General features: G+C 42.2%; 18 protein-coding genes. 10 read left to right on the forward strand and 8 right to left on the reverse strand.

The features are described from left to right. Nucleotides 1–136: 136 nt before the first annotated feature. Entirely contained in the window at nt 137–1,699 is a 1,563-nt protein-coding gene (locus J2W55_RS09760; protein WP_310094936.1) for a M20/M25/M40 family metallo-hydrolase, read from the forward strand. On the opposite strand, the gene J2W55_RS09765 is transcribed toward J2W55_RS09760, so the two are convergent. Further along, a complete protein-coding gene (locus J2W55_RS09765) occupies nt 1,630–3,147 on the reverse strand; it encodes an MBL fold metallo-hydrolase RNA specificity domain-containing protein (protein WP_310094938.1) in 1,518 nt (505 codons plus the stop codon). The two genes, J2W55_RS09760 and J2W55_RS09765, sit on opposite strands and share 70 nt — an antisense overlap. Before the next feature lie 165 nt (nt 3,148–3,312). Between J2W55_RS09765 and J2W55_RS09770 the strand changes: the two genes are divergently transcribed. Together J2W55_RS09770 and J2W55_RS09775 are read left to right on the forward strand one after the other, a co-directional pair. Further along, nucleotides 3,313–3,684 (forward strand): BlaI/MecI/CopY family transcriptional regulator, encoded by a 372-nt coding sequence (locus J2W55_RS09770; RefSeq protein WP_310096478.1) that lies wholly within the window; start codon nt 3,313–3,315, stop codon nt 3,682–3,684. 3 nt (nt 3,685–3,687) lie between these two features. Then, nucleotides 3,688–5,643, forward strand: coding sequence for a TonB family protein (locus tag J2W55_RS09775; RefSeq protein ID WP_310094942.1), 1,956 nt, complete (start codon nt 3,688–3,690; stop codon nt 5,641–5,643). A gap of 82 nt (nt 5,644–5,725) precedes the next feature. Here J2W55_RS09775 and J2W55_RS09780 read toward each other — a convergent pair whose 3' ends face one another. Beyond that, a complete protein-coding gene (locus J2W55_RS09780; RefSeq protein WP_310094944.1) occupies nt 5,726–5,866 on the reverse strand; it encodes a hypothetical protein in 141 nt (46 codons plus the stop codon). Between the two features lie 293 nt (nt 5,867–6,159). Between J2W55_RS09780 and J2W55_RS09785 the strand changes: the two genes are divergently transcribed. Next, nucleotides 6,160–6,591, forward strand: a complete 432-nt coding sequence (locus J2W55_RS09785; RefSeq protein ID WP_310094948.1) for an SPW repeat domain-containing protein — start codon at nt 6,160–6,162, stop codon at nt 6,589–6,591. A gap of 256 nt (nt 6,592–6,847) precedes the next feature. Here J2W55_RS09785 and J2W55_RS09790 read toward each other — a convergent pair whose 3' ends face one another. From J2W55_RS09790 to J2W55_RS09805, 4 genes are all read right to left on the reverse strand, one after another. Continuing rightward, a complete protein-coding gene (locus J2W55_RS09790) occupies nt 6,848–7,651 on the reverse strand; it encodes a phytanoyl-CoA dioxygenase family protein (protein WP_310094951.1) in 804 nt (267 codons plus the stop codon). 17 nt (nt 7,652–7,668) lie between these two features. Continuing rightward, entirely contained in the window at nt 7,669–8,745 is a 1,077-nt protein-coding gene (locus tag J2W55_RS09795; RefSeq protein ID WP_310094954.1) for a GNAT family N-acetyltransferase, read from the reverse strand. Nucleotides 8,746–8,986: 241 nt separating this feature from the next. After that, nucleotides 8,987–9,874, reverse strand: coding sequence for a glycosyltransferase family 2 protein (locus tag J2W55_RS09800; RefSeq protein WP_310094957.1), 888 nt, complete (start codon nt 9,872–9,874; stop codon nt 8,987–8,989). A 682-nt stretch (nt 9,875–10,556) separates the two neighbouring features. Continuing rightward, a complete protein-coding gene (locus tag J2W55_RS09805) occupies nt 10,557–10,856 on the reverse strand; it encodes a Dabb family protein (protein WP_310094959.1) in 300 nt (99 codons plus the stop codon). Between the two features lie 49 nt (nt 10,857–10,905). On the opposite strand from J2W55_RS09805, the gene J2W55_RS09810 reads away from it, so the two are divergent. Then, entirely contained in the window at nt 10,906–11,838 is a 933-nt protein-coding gene (locus J2W55_RS09810; RefSeq protein ID WP_310094962.1) for a glutamate--tRNA ligase family protein, read from the forward strand. A 92-nt stretch (nt 11,839–11,930) separates the two neighbouring features. Next, the gene (locus J2W55_RS09815) at nt 11,931–12,833 is read left to right on the forward strand and encodes a metallophosphoesterase family protein (protein WP_310094965.1); all 903 of its coding nucleotides are present in this window, start codon (nt 11,931–11,933) and stop codon (nt 12,831–12,833) included. Here J2W55_RS09815 and pdxR read toward each other — a convergent pair. Then, nucleotides 12,830–14,314, reverse strand: a complete 1,485-nt coding sequence (pdxR, locus tag J2W55_RS09820) for a MocR-like pyridoxine biosynthesis transcription factor PdxR (RefSeq protein ID WP_310094967.1) — start codon at nt 14,312–14,314, stop codon at nt 12,830–12,832. The two genes, J2W55_RS09815 and pdxR, sit on opposite strands and share 4 nt — an antisense overlap. 167 nt (nt 14,315–14,481) lie before the next feature. Between pdxR and J2W55_RS09825 the strand changes: the two genes are divergently transcribed. The 4 genes from J2W55_RS09825 to J2W55_RS09840 are packed head-to-tail and all read left to right on the forward strand — an operon-like array spanning nt 14,482 to nt 16,878. Continuing rightward, a complete protein-coding gene (locus tag J2W55_RS09825; RefSeq protein ID WP_310094969.1) occupies nt 14,482–14,982 on the forward strand; it encodes a TQO small subunit DoxD in 501 nt (166 codons plus the stop codon). Nucleotides 14,983–15,000: 18 nt separating this feature from the next. Further along, on the forward strand, nt 15,001–15,429 hold the full coding sequence (locus J2W55_RS09830) for a cupin domain-containing protein (protein WP_310094972.1): 429 nt from the start codon (nt 15,001–15,003) through the stop codon (nt 15,427–15,429). A 1-nt stretch (nt 15,430) separates the two neighbouring features. Next, a complete protein-coding gene (locus J2W55_RS09835; RefSeq protein WP_310094974.1) occupies nt 15,431–16,465 on the forward strand; it encodes an EamA family transporter in 1,035 nt (344 codons plus the stop codon). 20 nt (nt 16,466–16,485) lie between these two features. After that, entirely contained in the window at nt 16,486–16,878 is a 393-nt protein-coding gene (locus tag J2W55_RS09840) for a DoxX family protein (RefSeq protein WP_310094976.1), read from the forward strand. Nucleotides 16,879–16,885: 7 nt separating this feature from the next. On the opposite strand, the gene J2W55_RS09845 is transcribed toward J2W55_RS09840, so the two are convergent. Beyond that, nucleotides 16,886–17,305, reverse strand: a complete 420-nt coding sequence (locus J2W55_RS09845) for a VOC family protein (RefSeq protein WP_310094979.1) — start codon at nt 17,303–17,305, stop codon at nt 16,886–16,888. Nucleotides 17,306–17,395: the final 90 nt, after the last annotated feature.

Genomic DNA, 17,395 nt, shown 5'->3' on the forward strand with positions numbered 1-17,395 from the left:
CCAATGGCTAAGGTTGCTGTAGGCAATTTTCGGTTTCAAAAATTTCACATGTAACAACTTTGTTAGCGCCGGCTGGTGATTTTTAAGCAATAAATGGATAGGTTTGTTATTAACTGATCACATTAATTTATTGTTTATGAAATTAAAACTACTTTTTTCATGCCTTATTTCGGCGGGAATATCCCTGCCTTTATTTGCACAGGAAACCGTTGACCCCGCGATTATACAAAAGATACGCGAGGAAGGCTTAAACCATTCAAAAGTAATGGAAACTGCCTTTTACCTTACTGATGTTGCCGGCCCGCGTCTTTCAGGCTCTCCCGGATTAAAACGGGCCCAAGATTGGGCCGTAAGCCAGTTAAAAACCTGGGGATTGGTAAATGCCAAACTGGAGCCCTGGGGCAAATTTGGCAAGGGCTGGGAAGTTCAAAAAAACTATGCCGCTATTACACTTCCATATTATCACGCCATTATAGCTATTCCCAAAGCATGGACGCCGGGAACTAACGGATTAATTAAAGGCGATGTAATAGTGGTTAAAGCCGACTCGGCTATTGATCTGGATAAATATAAAGGGAAATTACAAAACAAGGTGGTAATATTCGATGTAAAACCTCTTGTTGAGCGTAGTTTTAAATCAGATGCGGCCCGTTACACCGATGAAGAACTTGCTGAAATGGCCAATGCTACAGAACAGCCGGCCGCACAACGCAGGGCGTTTGATTCAAATTCGCCTCAGTTTGCAGCCATGCGTAAAGCGCGGGCTTTTCAGGCTGCCTTAAGAGATTTTGCATATGCCGAAAAAGCGGCGCTGATTTTAAGCCAGGCCCGCGGAACCGATGGTACGGTGTTTACAACAAATGGCGCCTCATATGCTGATACCGCCAAAGCTGTAGCACCTGAGCTGGAAACCAGCAGCGAAGATTATCAGCGTATTTTACGTTTGGCAAATTCCGGGCAAAAGGTGCAACTGGAGGCTGATATTAAAACGCAGTTTTTAACCAACGATATGCAGGGATATGATGTAGTTGCCGAAATACCCGGAACCGACAAAAGGTTAAAAGAACAGGTGGTTATGATTGGCGGTCACCTTGACTCATGGCATGCTGCAACCGGCGCTACTGATAATGCCGCGGGCAGTGCAGTAATGATGGAAGCAATACGCATTTTAAAAGCTATTAATTTTAAACCTAAGCGTACCATACGCATAGCGCTATGGAGTTCGGAAGAGCAGGGATTATTTGGCTCGCGCGGATATGTGTTAAATCATTTTGGCGATCCCAAAACTATGGAATTAAAGCCCGAGCAGGCCAAGCTTTCTGCTTATTATAACCTGGATAATGGAACAGGAAAAATTAGGGGCATTTACTTACAGGGTGATTCGGCTGCGGGACCGATATTTAAATCGTGGCTCGAGCCGTTTAAAGATCTTGGCGCAACAACCTTAACCATCAGGAATACCGGTGGAACGGATCATCTTTCTTTCGATGCAGTAGGCATCCCGGGTTTCCAGTTTATACAGGACCCTGTTGATTATGGTTCACGTACCCATCACAGCAACCAGGACACTTATGACCGCCTGATCGAAGACGACCTTAAACAGGCAGCAACTATTATTGCTTCGTTTGTTTACAATACTTCTGAACGGGTACAAATGATACCAAGAAAAGCATTGCCGCAGCCACAGCCAGCCAGGTAAAAAAACAAAAAGTGCGTTATTGTTCGGTAACAATAGCGCGCTTTTTTATCCAGTTCTATTTTCTGATGCTGGTAAGGAATCTCAATATGTTTAAAGCCCTTTTCTTTTAACGTGTCGCTAAAGTGCTGCTGCACTTCATACTCGCCATGAACAAGGAATATTTTTTTTACCTTTTCCGGATCCTGACCTGCCAGGAAATGAAGCAGGTCCTCATAGTCGCCATGAGCGCTCATTGATTTGATCGACCTTACCTCGGCCCTAACATCAAATGTTTCACCAAAAATATGCACTTCATGGTCGCCCTTTAGTAAATGGCCGCCCAGTGAATTTGGCTCACAGTAACCCACCATTAAAATAGTGTTCTTGCTATTGCCTATGTTGTTCTTAATGTGGTGCTTTACCCTGCCGGCTTCGGCCATGCCCGATGAAGAGATGATTACACAAGGGCGGTTATCATCATTTAAGGCCTTGGATTCTTCGGTTGATTGTATGAAGCGGAGGCCTTTAAATCCAAAAGGGTTGGCATCGGTTTTTAAAACTTCTTTAACATCGTTATTATATACTTCTGGATGGTTCATAAGCACCTCAGTAGCTTTTTGTGATAGCGGGCTATCCACATAATACGGTATATCGGGCAACTGCCCTTCTAATTCAAGGGCGTTAAGGGCATATAATAACTCCTGTGTGCGGCCAACACTGAATGCCGGGATAATTAGTTTGCCCCTTTTTACCAGGCAGGTTTGCCTGATAATATCAAGCAAAGCCTGGTCAATGGGGGCAAGGTCTTTATGCAGCGAATCACCATAAGTTGACTCCAGCAAAATATAATCGGCCTGCCCAAATGTTTCCGGATCGTTTAACAGCATATCATTATAACGGCCTACGTCACCGCTAAAAGTAATATGGGTTGATTTCCCGTCTTCCTGTATAACTAAATGTACAACCGCGCTGCCCAAAATGTGCCCGGCATCGGTAAAGCTAAATTTTACCTGTGGCGTTATTTCATACTCTTCATGATATTCAACAATTTTAAACAACCTTAGAGCGTCCATAGCCTGCTCATCAGTATAAAGAGCGGTTAATAATGGCAAACCTTTGCGGGCGCGGTGTTTGTTGCTGTACTCAACATCCTGCATTTGTATGTGAGCTGAGTCCATCAACAGTATCCGGGTCAGGTCCATAGTAGCCGATGTGCAAAATATAGGGCCGTTAAAACCTTCGGCTACCAAACGCGGGATAAGGCCGCAATGATCAATATGCGCATGCGATAATATCATGAAATCGACCTTTTTAGGGTTAAACCCAAAATGCTCGTTCATATCCTCAGATTGATCACCCAACCCCTGGAACATACCGCAGTCCAATAAAATAGAAGTATCGTTTTTTAGTCTGATAAGGTGTTTGCTGCCGGTAACATTCCGGGCAGCCCCATGAAAGGTTATATTCATTTATAAAGAGTATAATTTGCTAACGAAAATGCACAATAAAAGTTTAATAAAATAAAAACTAAAACTTTAGTTGTTAATTTGAATTATAGTTTTTACCTTAGATTAACCAATTGGAAAATTTGATGCAGTGTTGGTTAATGCATCAAAAAACTATCAATGAGCACTATGGAAATTAAAGAGTTAACGCGCGCCGAAGAGCAAATTATGCAGGTATTATGGCAACTTGAAAAGGGTTATGTAAAAGATGTGATCGATCTGTTACCCGAGCCTAAGCCTGCTTATAATACGGTATCAACCATTATCAGGATATTGGAAACCAAGGGTTTTGTTGGGCATACCGCTTTTGGCAAAAGCCACCAGTACCATCCGGTGGTGAGCAAAGACCAATACCAGAACTTCGCTGCTGATAAGCTGCTAAGCGGGTACTTTGACAATTCGGTAAACCGCATGCTGTCGTTCTTTGTAAAAAAAGAAAAGATAGACCTGAAAGAGGCGGATGCCATTATGAAACTGATAGAGAAACTTAAAGACAAATAAAAAATGAACTGGTGGCAATACTTATTACTGGTAAATATTTACCTGGTGCTGTTCTATGCTTTTTATGTTTTGCTGTTGCGGAAAGAAACTTTCTTTCAACTTAACCGGATCTACCTTGTAACGGCCGCGTTACTATCGTTCTTTATACCACTTATACAGGTAGACTGGGTTCGGAATTTGTTTATTACACAACAGGTAAAATATACTATTTATAGCAGTCCGGTATTGGTTTACGGTTTTAAGCCCATTGAGGCCACCCACATTAGTATTGGTCAGGTTCTTACTGTTTTGTATGGCGTGGGCATATTATTTTTATCGTTGCGGCTCATGTGGCAACTTATCAAATTAAGGAGGGTAATTAACCAACCGCGGGCGAAAGCCGCTTACTCTTTTTTTAATAAGATCAGGCTGGATGAGGATAATGCTGATAACCTGATCATTGCTGCCCATGAACGGGTACACGCGCAACAATGGCACTCGGCAGATGTATTGCTTATTGAACTGGTAATGATCATTAACTGGTTTAACCCGGTGGTATATCTGTATTGTTATGCTATTAAACACATTCATGAATACATTGCCGACAGGCAGGCTGTACAAGCGGGCACCAACAAAGCTGATTACGCCTTATTACTGTTGAGCCAAACATTTGAAACACCGGCTCATCGATTAGTGAATCCATTTTATAACCACAGTTTATTAAAACAGCGTATTATCATGTTACAAAAAGATAGATCACAGCGTATATCGCTCATTAAATACGGGCTTTCGGCCCCGTTGTTTATCCTGATGCTTATTTTATCATCAGCTACCATTAATAACAGTAAACCCGTTACTACTATTAACAATAAAGCACACCAATTATTTACTACACCTGCTGAACCCACTTTTTTAGGAGACGCTTTTGATGACGACGGCACATCAGGCAATGGAATTGCGGTTGCCGATACCGCACGCAGCAAGGTATTTACCTCGGTTGATCAGGTGCCTGTGTTTCCGGGCGGGCTTGACGCTTTGGGCCGGTTTTTAGGTACCAATATCAAGTATCCCAAAGCCGAACGCGAAAAAGGAATTCAGGGACGCGTTGTTGTAACCTTTGTTGTTGAAAAGGATGGATCCTTGTCTGACTTAAAGGTTGTAAGGGGAATTAGCAAGGGTTTGGATAATGAATCTGTAAGAGTGCTTAAATTATCGCCTAAATGGAAGCCTGGGAACGTTAAAGGAAAAAAAGTGCGGGTTCAGTATTCCATTCCAATCAGCTTTACATTAGCAAATGAGACTGGTAAACCGGTGTCAAAGGAAACCGGACAGGTATTTACATCAGTTGAACAGGTTCCTGAATTTCCCGGAGGAGTTAATGCTTTCGGCAGGTTTTTGGCTTCAAATATCAAATATCCCAAAGCCGACCGGGAGAAGGGTGTACAGGGAAGGGTAATCGCGACTTTTATTGTAGAGCCGGATGGAGAACTAACTGATATTAAAATTACAAGGGGTGTAACCGAAGGGTTGGATAATGAATCCCGGCGAGTGCTGCAACTCTCGCCAAAATGGAAGCCCGGCATACAGAACGGCGAACCGGTACGCGTTCAATATTCTGTCCCAATTAACTTTAGTTTGGCAAATGACGATAAATCAAGTAAACCGGGTACCAATAAAACCGGAGCGGTTGAATCAAGCGATCAAAGCAATGGTGTTTTATTTGCGGCTGTACAGGACACCGGTAAAAGGCATAATAATCAGCCTTCTATTGTATTTAGAAGCAATAAAAACAACCAGGGCCCCGAACCCTTGTACATATTAGATGGTAAAGTAATAACCAAGGCAGATATGACAGCATTAAATTCAGACAATATTGCCAGTATTAATGTTATTAAAGACAAGGGAGCAGTTGCCATTTATGGTAGCCGGGGTGCCAATGGGGTGATTATCATCAATTCGAAAAGCAAAGCTAAACAATAACACCCAATAACAATTAATGGCACATTGTTAATAATAAAGCCCTGTTATAGTCTCTATTACAGGGCTTTATTGTTTTCTCGCGCTATTGTTTTTTCTTTTTTCCGGTGTCTCCAATAGGCTTTACAAAATCCTTTTTGCCTGATTGATAATCTGAAGGGGCTTTTTTACTGCCTTCAGATGCGGGTTTCTTTTTTTCCTTTATAGCCTGTCTGTCCTTGCTCATAGTCTTATAGTTTTTTAGTGTTAGATAAAACTGGGTCACTGATTATTTGTGCCCGTTAGCTTATATTGTTGTGGTATTTGCCGGGCTCATAGTTCAATGCCTGGCTTAGCAGAAGAAAAAAGATCGCTTTCTGATCAATTAAAGGTAGTTTTTTATAATTAATAAATGCATAAAGCAGTACAATTTATATTATGCACATTTTAATTGCCAACTGCCTGTATAAATGCTAACTTTGAAACAATTTTTGATACACATAATATTTATATAGATAAATTACAACAATTCGCTAAAAAATGAAAAGTTTTATTCCAAAAACACTTTATGCCGGTTTAAACTATGTAATTGCTATTGTACTGATCGCATCTCCATGGTTATTTGGTTTTGAGGGTCATAAAATAGGTTCTGCTTTACTGCTGCCGATGATCATAGGATGGTTCCAGCTTATAATGGCCATCTTTGGCAATAATAAATTGGGTTTTATTAAACAATTCCCTATGGGAATGCATAATTTCCTGGATGTGCTTTCTGGTTCATTCCTGTTATGCTCGCCGTGGATATATGGTTATGCCGCAATAACCTTTTGGCCGCAGGTGTTTTTAGGTGGTTTAATTGTTGTAATGGGCCTTTTTGTTAAGGGTTCGCCGTTTACGGATAAACCACATGAGCCGGCGCGCGAAGGCAGCCTTGGTTCAACAGATTCGCATGAAGGCAGGTTATCTGTTTAAAACAGATTCAATAATAAATGAAAAAGCCGTTTCATAAGTAAATTATGAAACGGCTTTTTTTTGTCTTTTTCTTTGAGCGCTAATGCGGCAAATGTGCGTTTAGACCATCATTTTTTGATTAAATATCAACAAAAAACGCATAAAAACTATCTATTCCATTCGTTTTTAACTTTATTTGGTGCTGTTTTGGAGCAAAAAAGTGAAATGCCGGAATTGACAGCGTTTTTTATATAAAAGTCATCTGCACAACCTTGCTTTAACCCTGTCCCGGCTGGTACATCCTCTTTTCAACTGGCTGATAATATTCATCCAAATTTTCGGGAGTCCTGGAATTATAACCCAAAACCTGCCGCAGATCTTCATTCAGAGTTTCGCCAAAGGCATAGCCTAAAAACCGGGGGTAGTCAAGCTGCTGTTTAAAGAACGGACGGGTGAACGCCATGGTGAGCGTACGTCTTTTCTCATTCGTGTTGTTCTTCCCGGCGGCGTGCCACAAGTTGGAGTCAAACAAAATAATGCTGCCCTTTTTTGCTACCGCGCGATCGGCATTATTATAAAAATAATCATCATCCGGCCTGTCGTCCTTTTTATGGGAACCCGAAAGAAAATAGGTCGCCCCATTTTCAAGGGTAAAATCATCTAAAATAATCATCATTTGGATCATTACTTTAAAATCCCCGGTAAAGCTCCTGACGTCCCTGTGGATATTTTGCACATAAGGCCTGTCATCTTTTAAATTGATCACAGCCCCCAGCGAGTTCAGGATGTAGTTCCCTTTTAAGAAGTGCTTTATCTGGTTTGCACAATATTTTTGGTCAAGAAATTTCAAAGTAAAAGTATCTCTTTCCACCAAATGGTGAAGTGTGCCGTTCATGTTTGCACCTATCCCGTTTGCAATTTGAATTTCGCGCCTTACCTCATAAGCTTTTACCAATGAACTGGTAATCTCTTCAATAAAATTAGCATCTAATGCATCTTCATAAATAATCCAACCATAATCAGCCATTATTTTATCAAAGGTGGTTAGGTCAGTTGCAGAATAAACAAATTTATTTTTCATCTTGTAATTGATAACGGTTAAATAGTACTGGCTTCTATGTTTGATACATACGGCTGGGTTTTTCTTTTGGGCTGGCGGTATAAAGGGAAATAGCCCGACTCCGCATTGATCTCTGTTCCGGCTTTTAAAACAAGCTCATTATAGGCAGGTTCATCATTAATGTAACACCATATATGGTCCTTTACCTGCAGATCAGAAAAGTACCTTTTAAAAGTAAAAAGAGAATCCTCCTTGCCGCCTACGCCGCCGCCCAGGTGGAAGATCTTTTTCCCAAGCCTTCTTCCAATCATACTTATCTCGTCTGTTAATAGTTTGCTCGGCGATTCTTTCAGATACTCAGGCGATGTGGCCGAAAGGTGATTGCGAATAATATTGTCAGACAATAACACGAGCGCCCCGCATATAAGCTCCGGTCCGTCGTAAATAAGCAGGAGCTTATTTTCAAAACCATCTACATTTAAAAGATCGGCGAAGTACTGTTCATCAAAATAATAGTTTGGCGAGGCGTTCACCCGGTCCATGTTTTTGCAGTACATTTCGGTGAAATTTTTAATCGCGTCCTTATTATTAACCTCCGTCATCACATAACCTTTTTCGCGCAGTTTTCTTATCTGCCTAAAAAGCCTTCTGTCATACCGACCTCTTTGATCCTCAACAGGTAATGAAAGGTCTATATATAAAGTTGTGCCGTTTTCTTGCAGGCCCCCAATGCTTTGCAGCAAATGGTGCTGATTCATGAACGGGTGCAGTCTTGAAAATATGCAAATGGCATTTTCTTCTTTCATGAAGTTTGTAAACGCCGCTTTAAAATTTGCAATGGTTTGTAGCGGTAAAGCTGAGAGGTCAATATCAGACATCGGCCCGCAATAACCATAAGCGGAGGTCAGGTCGAAAAGTAAGGAGCCTTCGATCTTTCGTTTAATTACGGGCAGCGCAATAAAAAAAGCGTCTTCTTCATGCACAAATAAAAGCGCCTCGCCTTCTTTATTTAAAGAATGATAGTACCAGGTATGATACGCTTCGTGCATTTTTGACTTAGTTATATAAGCATCCCATTGCTCTTTGTTTCGGATGGTAAAGTTTCGGTAAAGCATAAAATAAGGTTGGTTTGAGCACGTAAAATAATTGGTTAAAGGCTACTTATAAGGGATGTTTTCGGGTTAATGAAAGCGAGGGGGTAGTGGTTGTGTAATGCTGTACAAATTTTTAAACGCCCGGCGCCCTTCTCCTTTTTATACAGCCTGGTCAATTAAAAAAAGCCAATACGTATCACCGGCATCATAGCCGGTGTTGCCATGATGCTCAATCAGGTAATAAATGATCAGCGAGGGAGGGTTAAAGCAGATATTTTACAGTATCATAAGCTTTGCGGATCCTAAAACGTGCCAGCTCAAACAATATATATCTCTTTACATATAGCAGCAACAGCTTTTTCTTTTGAAACGCCGGGTAGCTAAAGTGTTTAATGATGAGGTTAAAATCGCTGATCATCATTTCCATCCGCGATTCTACTTTGATCATGCTCCATATACCGTCAACATGGTTCCGGTAGCAGCTCATTACCTCGGGCATTACATATATACTAAGGCCTGTATTAAAGGTGGCGTAAAGTTTTAACATTTTATCGCCGGCAAAGCAGGCAAAATACCATGGTTTTTGAAATAGCTGGTGTACTTCGGGCACATTATGGTATAATACAGTAGCCGTTTTTGTTTCTTCCTGTTTCCCGGTAAGCAAATCATAATAGGTATGTACCAAAGGCGAGGGCTTTGGATTTACATACAGGGTGTTGTTATCGGTGTCAACCACTTTTGTATAGTGGCAGCAAATAATATACTCCGGGTTATTCTCTAAAAAATCAACCTGTTTTTGCAGCTTGTTGGGGTCGGTCCAGTAGTCATCACCTTCGCATAGCGCAATATACTTGCCTTTACAAACTTTAAGTGTGTTGATCATGTTGTGGTGGCAACCCACATTTTTTTCGTTCGTAAGCATCCTGATCTTTCCGGGATATTTTTCAATGAACGATTCAACCACCGCGGCTGTACCATCCTTTGAACAATCGTTTCCAATAACAATTTCAAACTGAAAATCAGTTTGCTGCATCATAAAACTTTCAATAGCCTGGCCTATAAACCTTTCCTGGTTGTAGGTAATACAGCAGATGCTGACCATCAAATCATGCCTCATCATCATACCATATTGTTTTAACAGTTTTTGCATCAGGTTTGGGCAATCCATTTATTTTGCCAAACGGTATGACCGAGGGGTGACTGGCATAACCAACATCAGTAGTTTTGATTCTGTACTTATTGAATAACATTGTTAGCAGGATATTTAAATTGTAAATACGGGTTGTTTTTTGAACGGACAAGTTCAATTAAATTAAGGGCTGGTCACAGCTTCGCAATATCACTTACATGATGGGTTTACCGTAATTTGTTTTGTACCGGCCAAACTTTGTTACAGCTTTTTTGCATTGCCTGTTTCAAACCTGTGTTGTATAGCATGCTGTGTTATAACGGCAAGATAAAGTTTGGTGGTGTTTTTATTACAAATGCAAAAAATAAGCTGATAATAAGCTTTTTACATAGTCAAATGTATTTAATTGGCACTCAATAATAAAGCAACTTTATATTTTGACATCAAATTGTAAATCGCCTTTTAATACTTTACACTTATTGTAAAAGCAATTAAAAATGTTTACAAAATATGTAAAAGGATAACCCAAAACCGGGCCCAACGGCTTAAAAAGTGTGCAGGTATCATGCTTGTACGGTTCTTTAACTGTCGTACTTAAATGGAAAGCAAAGCCGGTATCTACTTTAGCATCAAAAGCAACAGGCCGCTTAACATTAATTAGGCGGCCTGTTGTTTTATAAAAGGTTAACCAAAGGAGTTATCCTTATTCGGCATCGTAAATAACTACTTTTTCAAAAAATACGCGGAACTGCTCCAAAAACGCTTTATGCAGCGGATGCTCCTGGTAAACATCATGCGCGGCCAGGTCGTCAAAAAATACGGTTAAGCTAAAGGTATAACTTGTATCAACCACGGGGCGATCAATAGCCGTAACGGGCGTGCCAATGTGCAATGTTTTTATAACTTCTATACCCTGTAAAGACTGCAGGCCTTTGCGAAATTCAGTTCTTTGATCAGCGTTGGTATCGGCTTTAAGCCAAAATAAAACATGGTGTACTATCATTTTGTGTTTTTCGGCAAATGTAAAAATATCCGGTCAGGTATTTAACCGGATGCTTTGCTTTTTGTACTTTGGCGTAAGTACAGCTGTATTAAAAGTGATAAGCAATATTACCAATTACCATAAAACCCGCATTGCTCCTACGCCAAGTGGTTTTTTGCACCTGGGTAATGTATTGTCTTTTGCTATATCTGCCGGGCTTGCTCAAAAAACCGGGGCTAAAATATTACTGCGGATAGATGATCTTGACCAGCTGCGTGTAAATGATGAGTACCTACAGGATATTTTTGATACCCTTAACTTTTTGCAGATACCCTGGGATGAGGGCCCGCGCGATATTAAAGAGTTTAAGGATAAATACTCCCAGCTGCACCGGATGCCGCTTTATAATGTTGCTTTTAAACAATTATATGATGCGGGCCTTGTTTTTGCCTGTACGTGTTCGCGTAAGCAAATGCGCGAGGAAGGATTAGTTAACAGCTGTACCTGTTTTGAGCATAACCAGCCTTTAACCGCCCAAAATGTTAACTGGCGCCTGCTTACTACAGGTGATGATGTGGCAGTGAAAAATTACGACGGCCACATCATCAGGGCCGCATTGCCGGCAAGCATGCACAATTTTATTATTAAAAAGAAGGATGGCTTCCCATCATACCAGCTTGCATCATTAATTGACGATGTTTTTTATGAGATTGACCTGGTGGTACGCGGGGACGACCTGTGGCCGTCTACACTGGCACAACATGAGCTGGCTTTGGCCCTTAAGCAAAGCGCTTTTCATCATATTGGGTTTTTTCATCATCCGCTGCTTATGGAGCAATCGGGCCAAAAGCTCTCCAAATCGGCGGGGGCAACGTCTGTCAGGTACCTGCGTCAGCATGGCCATACAGCAGCTGATATTTATACACTTACCGCCCGAATGCTTGGGATTAACCAACATACTGAGAACTGGCAGCAGCTTGCGGCTATTGCATTCCGGTTGTGATAAGTTTGCTAAATTTTTTGAAGATTATTTAACCCCGATTTAAGGTAAAATCGAAATAGATAAAGCAACTTTGCAGCTACAGCTAAAAGATTATGCAAAGAAGATCGGCTCTGAAAAACATCGGGGGACTGCTTTTGGTCCCTTCCTTAACATTTGGCAATACTGAGGCAAAAAAGAAACCTGTTTTAAGGATTGCGCATTTAACCGACATCCATCTTAAAAACAAATTTGACGCGCCGGCACGGTTTGTAAAATGCCTGCACCATGTACAACAACAAACGCCTAAAGTTGACTTCGTATTAAACGGCGGTGACATGGTGTTTGATATGAATAAAGAGAACATAAGCACCATTAACGACCAGTGGCAGCTTACCAAATCAACAATGAAGACGGAATGCAGCCTGCCGGTACATTACTGTTTGGGCAACCATGATATTTGGTGGAACGAGAATGATAAAGGACAAGCCATATATGGAAAAAAATACTCCATGGATCAGCTGGGGCTTGTAAAGCCTTATTATAGTTTTATACAAAGCGGCTGGAAATTCATTATACTGGACAGCGTTCATTTAGATATTGATGATACCTGGTATATTGGCAAACTGGGCCATGAACAATATGCCTGGCTTGAGCAGGAGCTTAAAACTACCAGCGCCGATATGCCGGTGCTGATCATGACCCATATCCCTATTTTAACCGCCACCAATCTTATTGAAGATAATACCGTTAACAAATGGGTAATGCTTGGCGGGGATATGCATACCGATAATGCTAAGTTGATAAGCCTGTTTTACAGGCACCCTAATGTTAAGCTATGCCTGAGCGGCCACATTCACCTGCGCGATAAGGTTGTTTACAACCATGTTACCTATATATGCAACGGCGCTGTGAGCGGGGCCTGGTGGGAGGGCAACCGGAGGGAAACCGCGCCCGGGTACGGCCTTATTGACCTTTATGCCGATGGAAGCTTTACCGAGGATTATATTAACTACTAACGGAGCTTTTTGATTGCGCCGGCGAATATATCAACAGCCGTTTCAATTTCTTTTGGGGTTAATGATGCAAAGCCAAGCCGTACAAACCCGCCCGCTTGTGCAGGGTTATGAAAATAACCCGTGCCGTTACTGACAGACAGGCCCATGACAGCCGCTTTTTGCGCCACTTCATTCGCCTTAATTCCGTTTAAATAGTTTACCCAAACGGCAAAACCGCCATCAGGGATCTTAAAGCTCACATGGTCATTCAGCTGCTCTTTTAACAGCTTGCAAAGAGTGTCGCGCCTTTCGTGGTATATTTTGTTTGTTTTTTTGAGGTGACGGCCTATATCACCATTTTTTAACAGGCTGGCCATCGCTTCTTCTAAAAGCAGCTCGCCCTGCCGGTCAATTAATTTGCGCAGCCGGGCAGCTTGAACAATAAGATTTGGCGGAGCCACCATAAAGCCTATGCGGATACCCGGCGCTATGGTTTTACAAAACGACCCGATATAAATGATGCTGCCATAATAGTCTGCACTGGCCAGTGGCAATATGGGGCCGCTGGAGTAATGAAAGTCATAGTCATAATCGTCCTCAATAATAGCGAAACGATATTTATGGGCAAGCTCCAGTAATTGCATGCGCCGCTCCGAACTTAAGGTTACCGTGGTAGGGCGGTGATGGTGTGGAATTACATATACCAGCCTTACCTTTTTCTTTTTGCAAATGGCCTCTACAGCATCAAGGTTTATCCCATGATCATCAACGGGCACCAGCGCTACATTTGCGCCCGCCTGCTCAAATACGTTATTAGCCTCAAGGTATCCGGGATCGGCAGCTATTACGGTGTCATTTTTGGAGAGCAGTATCTGGGCGGTAAGATACAGCGCCATTTGCGCACCCTTGGTAATGATGATATGATCGGCGCTAACCTGTAATCCGCGTGTATCACCCAAAAAACGGGCAAGCTCAGCACGCAAATTTTCTGAGCCATGTTCGGGCCCGTACATTAAATATTTTGATGTGAAATGATAGCTGCCAAAACGCCGGTATTCACGTAACATCAATTCTACAGGCGCTAAACGCGTATCGGGGAAACCATCATTAAACACCAGGTTGGTGTTTTTAGCCGGGGTGAACAGCTGGCTAAAAGGGATCTTATTATCATCAACATCAAAATATGTTTTTGACGCGAAGCCGGTTTTTTCGGCCGCTTCAGTTAAAGGCCGTGGTTTTATATCAGGTAAGTTTTTTGCTATGAAGATGCCTTTGCGCGGATAAACATCAACCCAGCTTTGAGCATACAGTTCATCATAGGCCGCAACTACTGTTTGCCGGTGTATTGCAAGGTTTTTGGCAAGTATACGGCTGCCGGGCAGGGCGGCGCCCGGTTTTAAACTGCCCTGCCTGATATGGTTAATGATACCGTTTGCCACCTGAAGGTATACCGGGGTTTGGGCTGTTTTATCAATGCTTATTAAGTTTCCGGTTAAAAGCATGCTGGACTATTTGAATGGTTTATTTTACCCTGTAAATATAGGCCAAATAATTAAATAAGTTTTATAACAATGTCACCATCTGGACTATATGGTTTATGATTTGTGGACCATGTACGTGGTCCAGGTTAAGCGTAACTTTAGGTATTGTTTATTAAGTCAGTTACGTTATGCAACTCGTTCAAAATTTCAAATTAGCCTCATTGTATCTCCGGATAGCTATTGGTTCGGCCTATATCTGGGAGGTTGCTGATCGCCTGGGTATATTGGGGGCCAATGGCAAACCTCATGTGGGCTGGGGCGACTGGGCGCATTTTATGGCTTATGCCAGCCAGGTAATGGGTTTTTTGCCCGCATGGCTGATACCGCCGTTCGCAGTTATAGCCACTATAGGCGAAGCCTTATTCGGCCTTTTAATTTTGCTCGGGCTGTTTACCCGGCAGGCTGCTATAGGTAGCGGGGTTTTGGGCTTTTGCTTTGCAATGGCTATGGCCTTATCGTTCGGGATCGAATCGCCCCTGGGCTATTCTGTTTTCACGCTGAGTGCCGCCAGCTTTTTACTGGCTACTTTACCTTCTTACGCCTGGAGCTTTGACTCCTGGCTGCAACACCGCAAAATTAATAAACAATTAGGCATTTACCAGGATAAAAGCAGCATGGAAGCTGTTTGATCCGCAAACCTCATAAACATGAAAACACTATTCACCTGTATTTTGGTCTTTTTATTTGTACACCCGGGCAGGCTGTATGCACAGGACCATGACCATCAGAACGCCAACAGCAAAATAACCGAAACCTATTTGCTCAAAACCATGCTGAACCAGCCGGGCATCAGTAATAAAGAAGTACAGATGCTGGTGGTAACCTTTCCGCCTTCAAGCGTATCTGCCCCGCACCGGCATCCGGTGCCAACCTTTGGCTACCTGCTTGAAGGTGAGCTGGAATCAACATTTGAGGGTAAAACGTACCATTATAAACCAGGCGACTCCTTTTACGAAAAGCCAAACGGCCTGCACGCGGTAACCCGCAATACCAGTGCAAATAAACCGGCAAAGCTACTGGTATTCTTTATAGCCGAAAAAGGCAAACCCAGTACTGTACCTGTAAAAATTAAATAACATGGAAACTGCATCATCAACATCAAATAAACCATCAACCCTTTTAGTAATAATAGCGTTTGTTATTGTATATATAGTATGGGGTTCAACTTACTTTTTTATCCAAATGGCCGTACAAGGCTTCCCTCCAATGCTTATGGGCGCCATGCGCTTTTTTACAGCCGGAGTATTGTTGCTGGCCTGGTGTTACTTTAAAGGCGACAAGCTTTGGGTTATGAAGGATATCATCACTTCGGGCATAAGCGGTTTGCTCATGCTTTTTGTAGCCACCGGCATTGTAATCTGGACCGAGCGTACATTACCCAGCGCCATGGTGGCCATCATGGTATCGGCTAATCCCATTTGGTTTGTGCTATTGGATAAAGTAAACTGGAAAACTAATTTTAAAAGCCGTACCACCATTGCCGGGCTTATACTTGGGTTTGCCGGCGTAATCCTGCTGTTTGGCGAGGCTATCAGTAAATCACTTGCCGGCGCCATTAGTTACGCGCAATTAAATGGTTTGCTTTTATTACTTGCCGGGCCCATCGCATGGTCGGTCGGTTCATTATATTCCAAAAAACGTGGCAGCGATGCTCCCGCGCGTGTAAATACATCATGGCAAATGATCATTGCAGGCCTGGCGTTTATACCCGCCGGTTTGTTTAACCATGAATTTCAATCGTTTCATTTTGCACAGGTGCCGGCACAATCATGGTTTGCCATTGCTTATCTTATACTTTTTGGCTCCATTGCCGCTTTTAGCGCGTATGTATGGCTGTTAAAAGTGCGTCCGGCTACAGAGGTAAGTACGCACTCGTACGTTAACCCGGTTATCGCGGTATTGTTGGGCACCCTGTTTGCCAATGAAAATATATCTGGATTGCAGATACTGGGTTTATTCATTATACTGGTAAGCGTATTATTGGTTAATATGGTTAAATACGGAAAATTCACTTTAATACTGTCGCACTTGGGGAAGGTTCTGCGTAATAGCAAGTTAAAGAGATATTTAAGCACAGCCCAAAACACCGGGATGTGTGTAAATCAATCATAATAATCTTTAAATACGACCCTATGTCTGCCAAGAAAACAAACATTATTTACTGGATCTTTACCGCTCTGTTCTTAATTTTTATGGGGTTGGGGGCCATTCCTGATCTTTTATCCATGCCCGAAGCCATTGCGGTGTTTAGGCATTTGGGTTATCCGGCTTATTTATCGCCATTTATGGGGGCGGCCAAATTATTGGGAGTGGTAGCCATTTTAATTCCGGGATTCCCAAGAATTAAAGAGTGGGCCTACGCGGGGTTTGCTTTTGACCTTACCGGCGCTTTATTTTCGGGCATCGCTATAGGCGAAACTTTACAATCGCTGCCTATACTGATCGGCTATATTTTGTTAGCTGGGTCGTATATTTTTCATCATAAGCGTTTAAATATCAGGCAGCCCGGTTTGAGTATTGCTTAAATTACATTCAGTAGAGGTTATCAAAGCTAATGAGCCAGTGTGTGCCAAACTTATCCGTTAGATCGCCAAATATGGAACCCCAGTAAGTATTTTCCAGGGGATGGGTAGCCTCGCCGCCGATGGATAGTTTATTATAAAAGGTTCTTGCTTCGTTTTCGCTGTTACAGCTCAGTAAGAGCGAAACGGAGTTGCCTTTTATCAAACCTGTTTCAGGAACCATATCAGAGGCGGTAATTACTAAAGAGTCATTAATTAACGTAGCGTGAACAATGCACTTTTCCATGCAGGGTGGCATAGGCTCGGCAAGCGGTAATTGCAATTCGCCAACTGTTTGAACGCTGAGCTCGCCCCCGAGGCAATCTTTATAAAATGTCATTGCCTCCAGGCAATTACCATTGAATGTGAGGTAAGAATTGATGTTTGCCATCTTAAAATACAGTTTGATTGACAATACAAAAATCGGTGTTGGAACGCAAATGGATGGGGGTGTAATACGACAATTGAACGGGCAATTACC

The organism is Mucilaginibacter pocheonensis, from assembly GCF_031456535.1.
Taxonomy (GTDB): domain Bacteria; phylum Bacteroidota; class Bacteroidia; order Sphingobacteriales; family Sphingobacteriaceae; genus Mucilaginibacter; species Mucilaginibacter pocheonensis.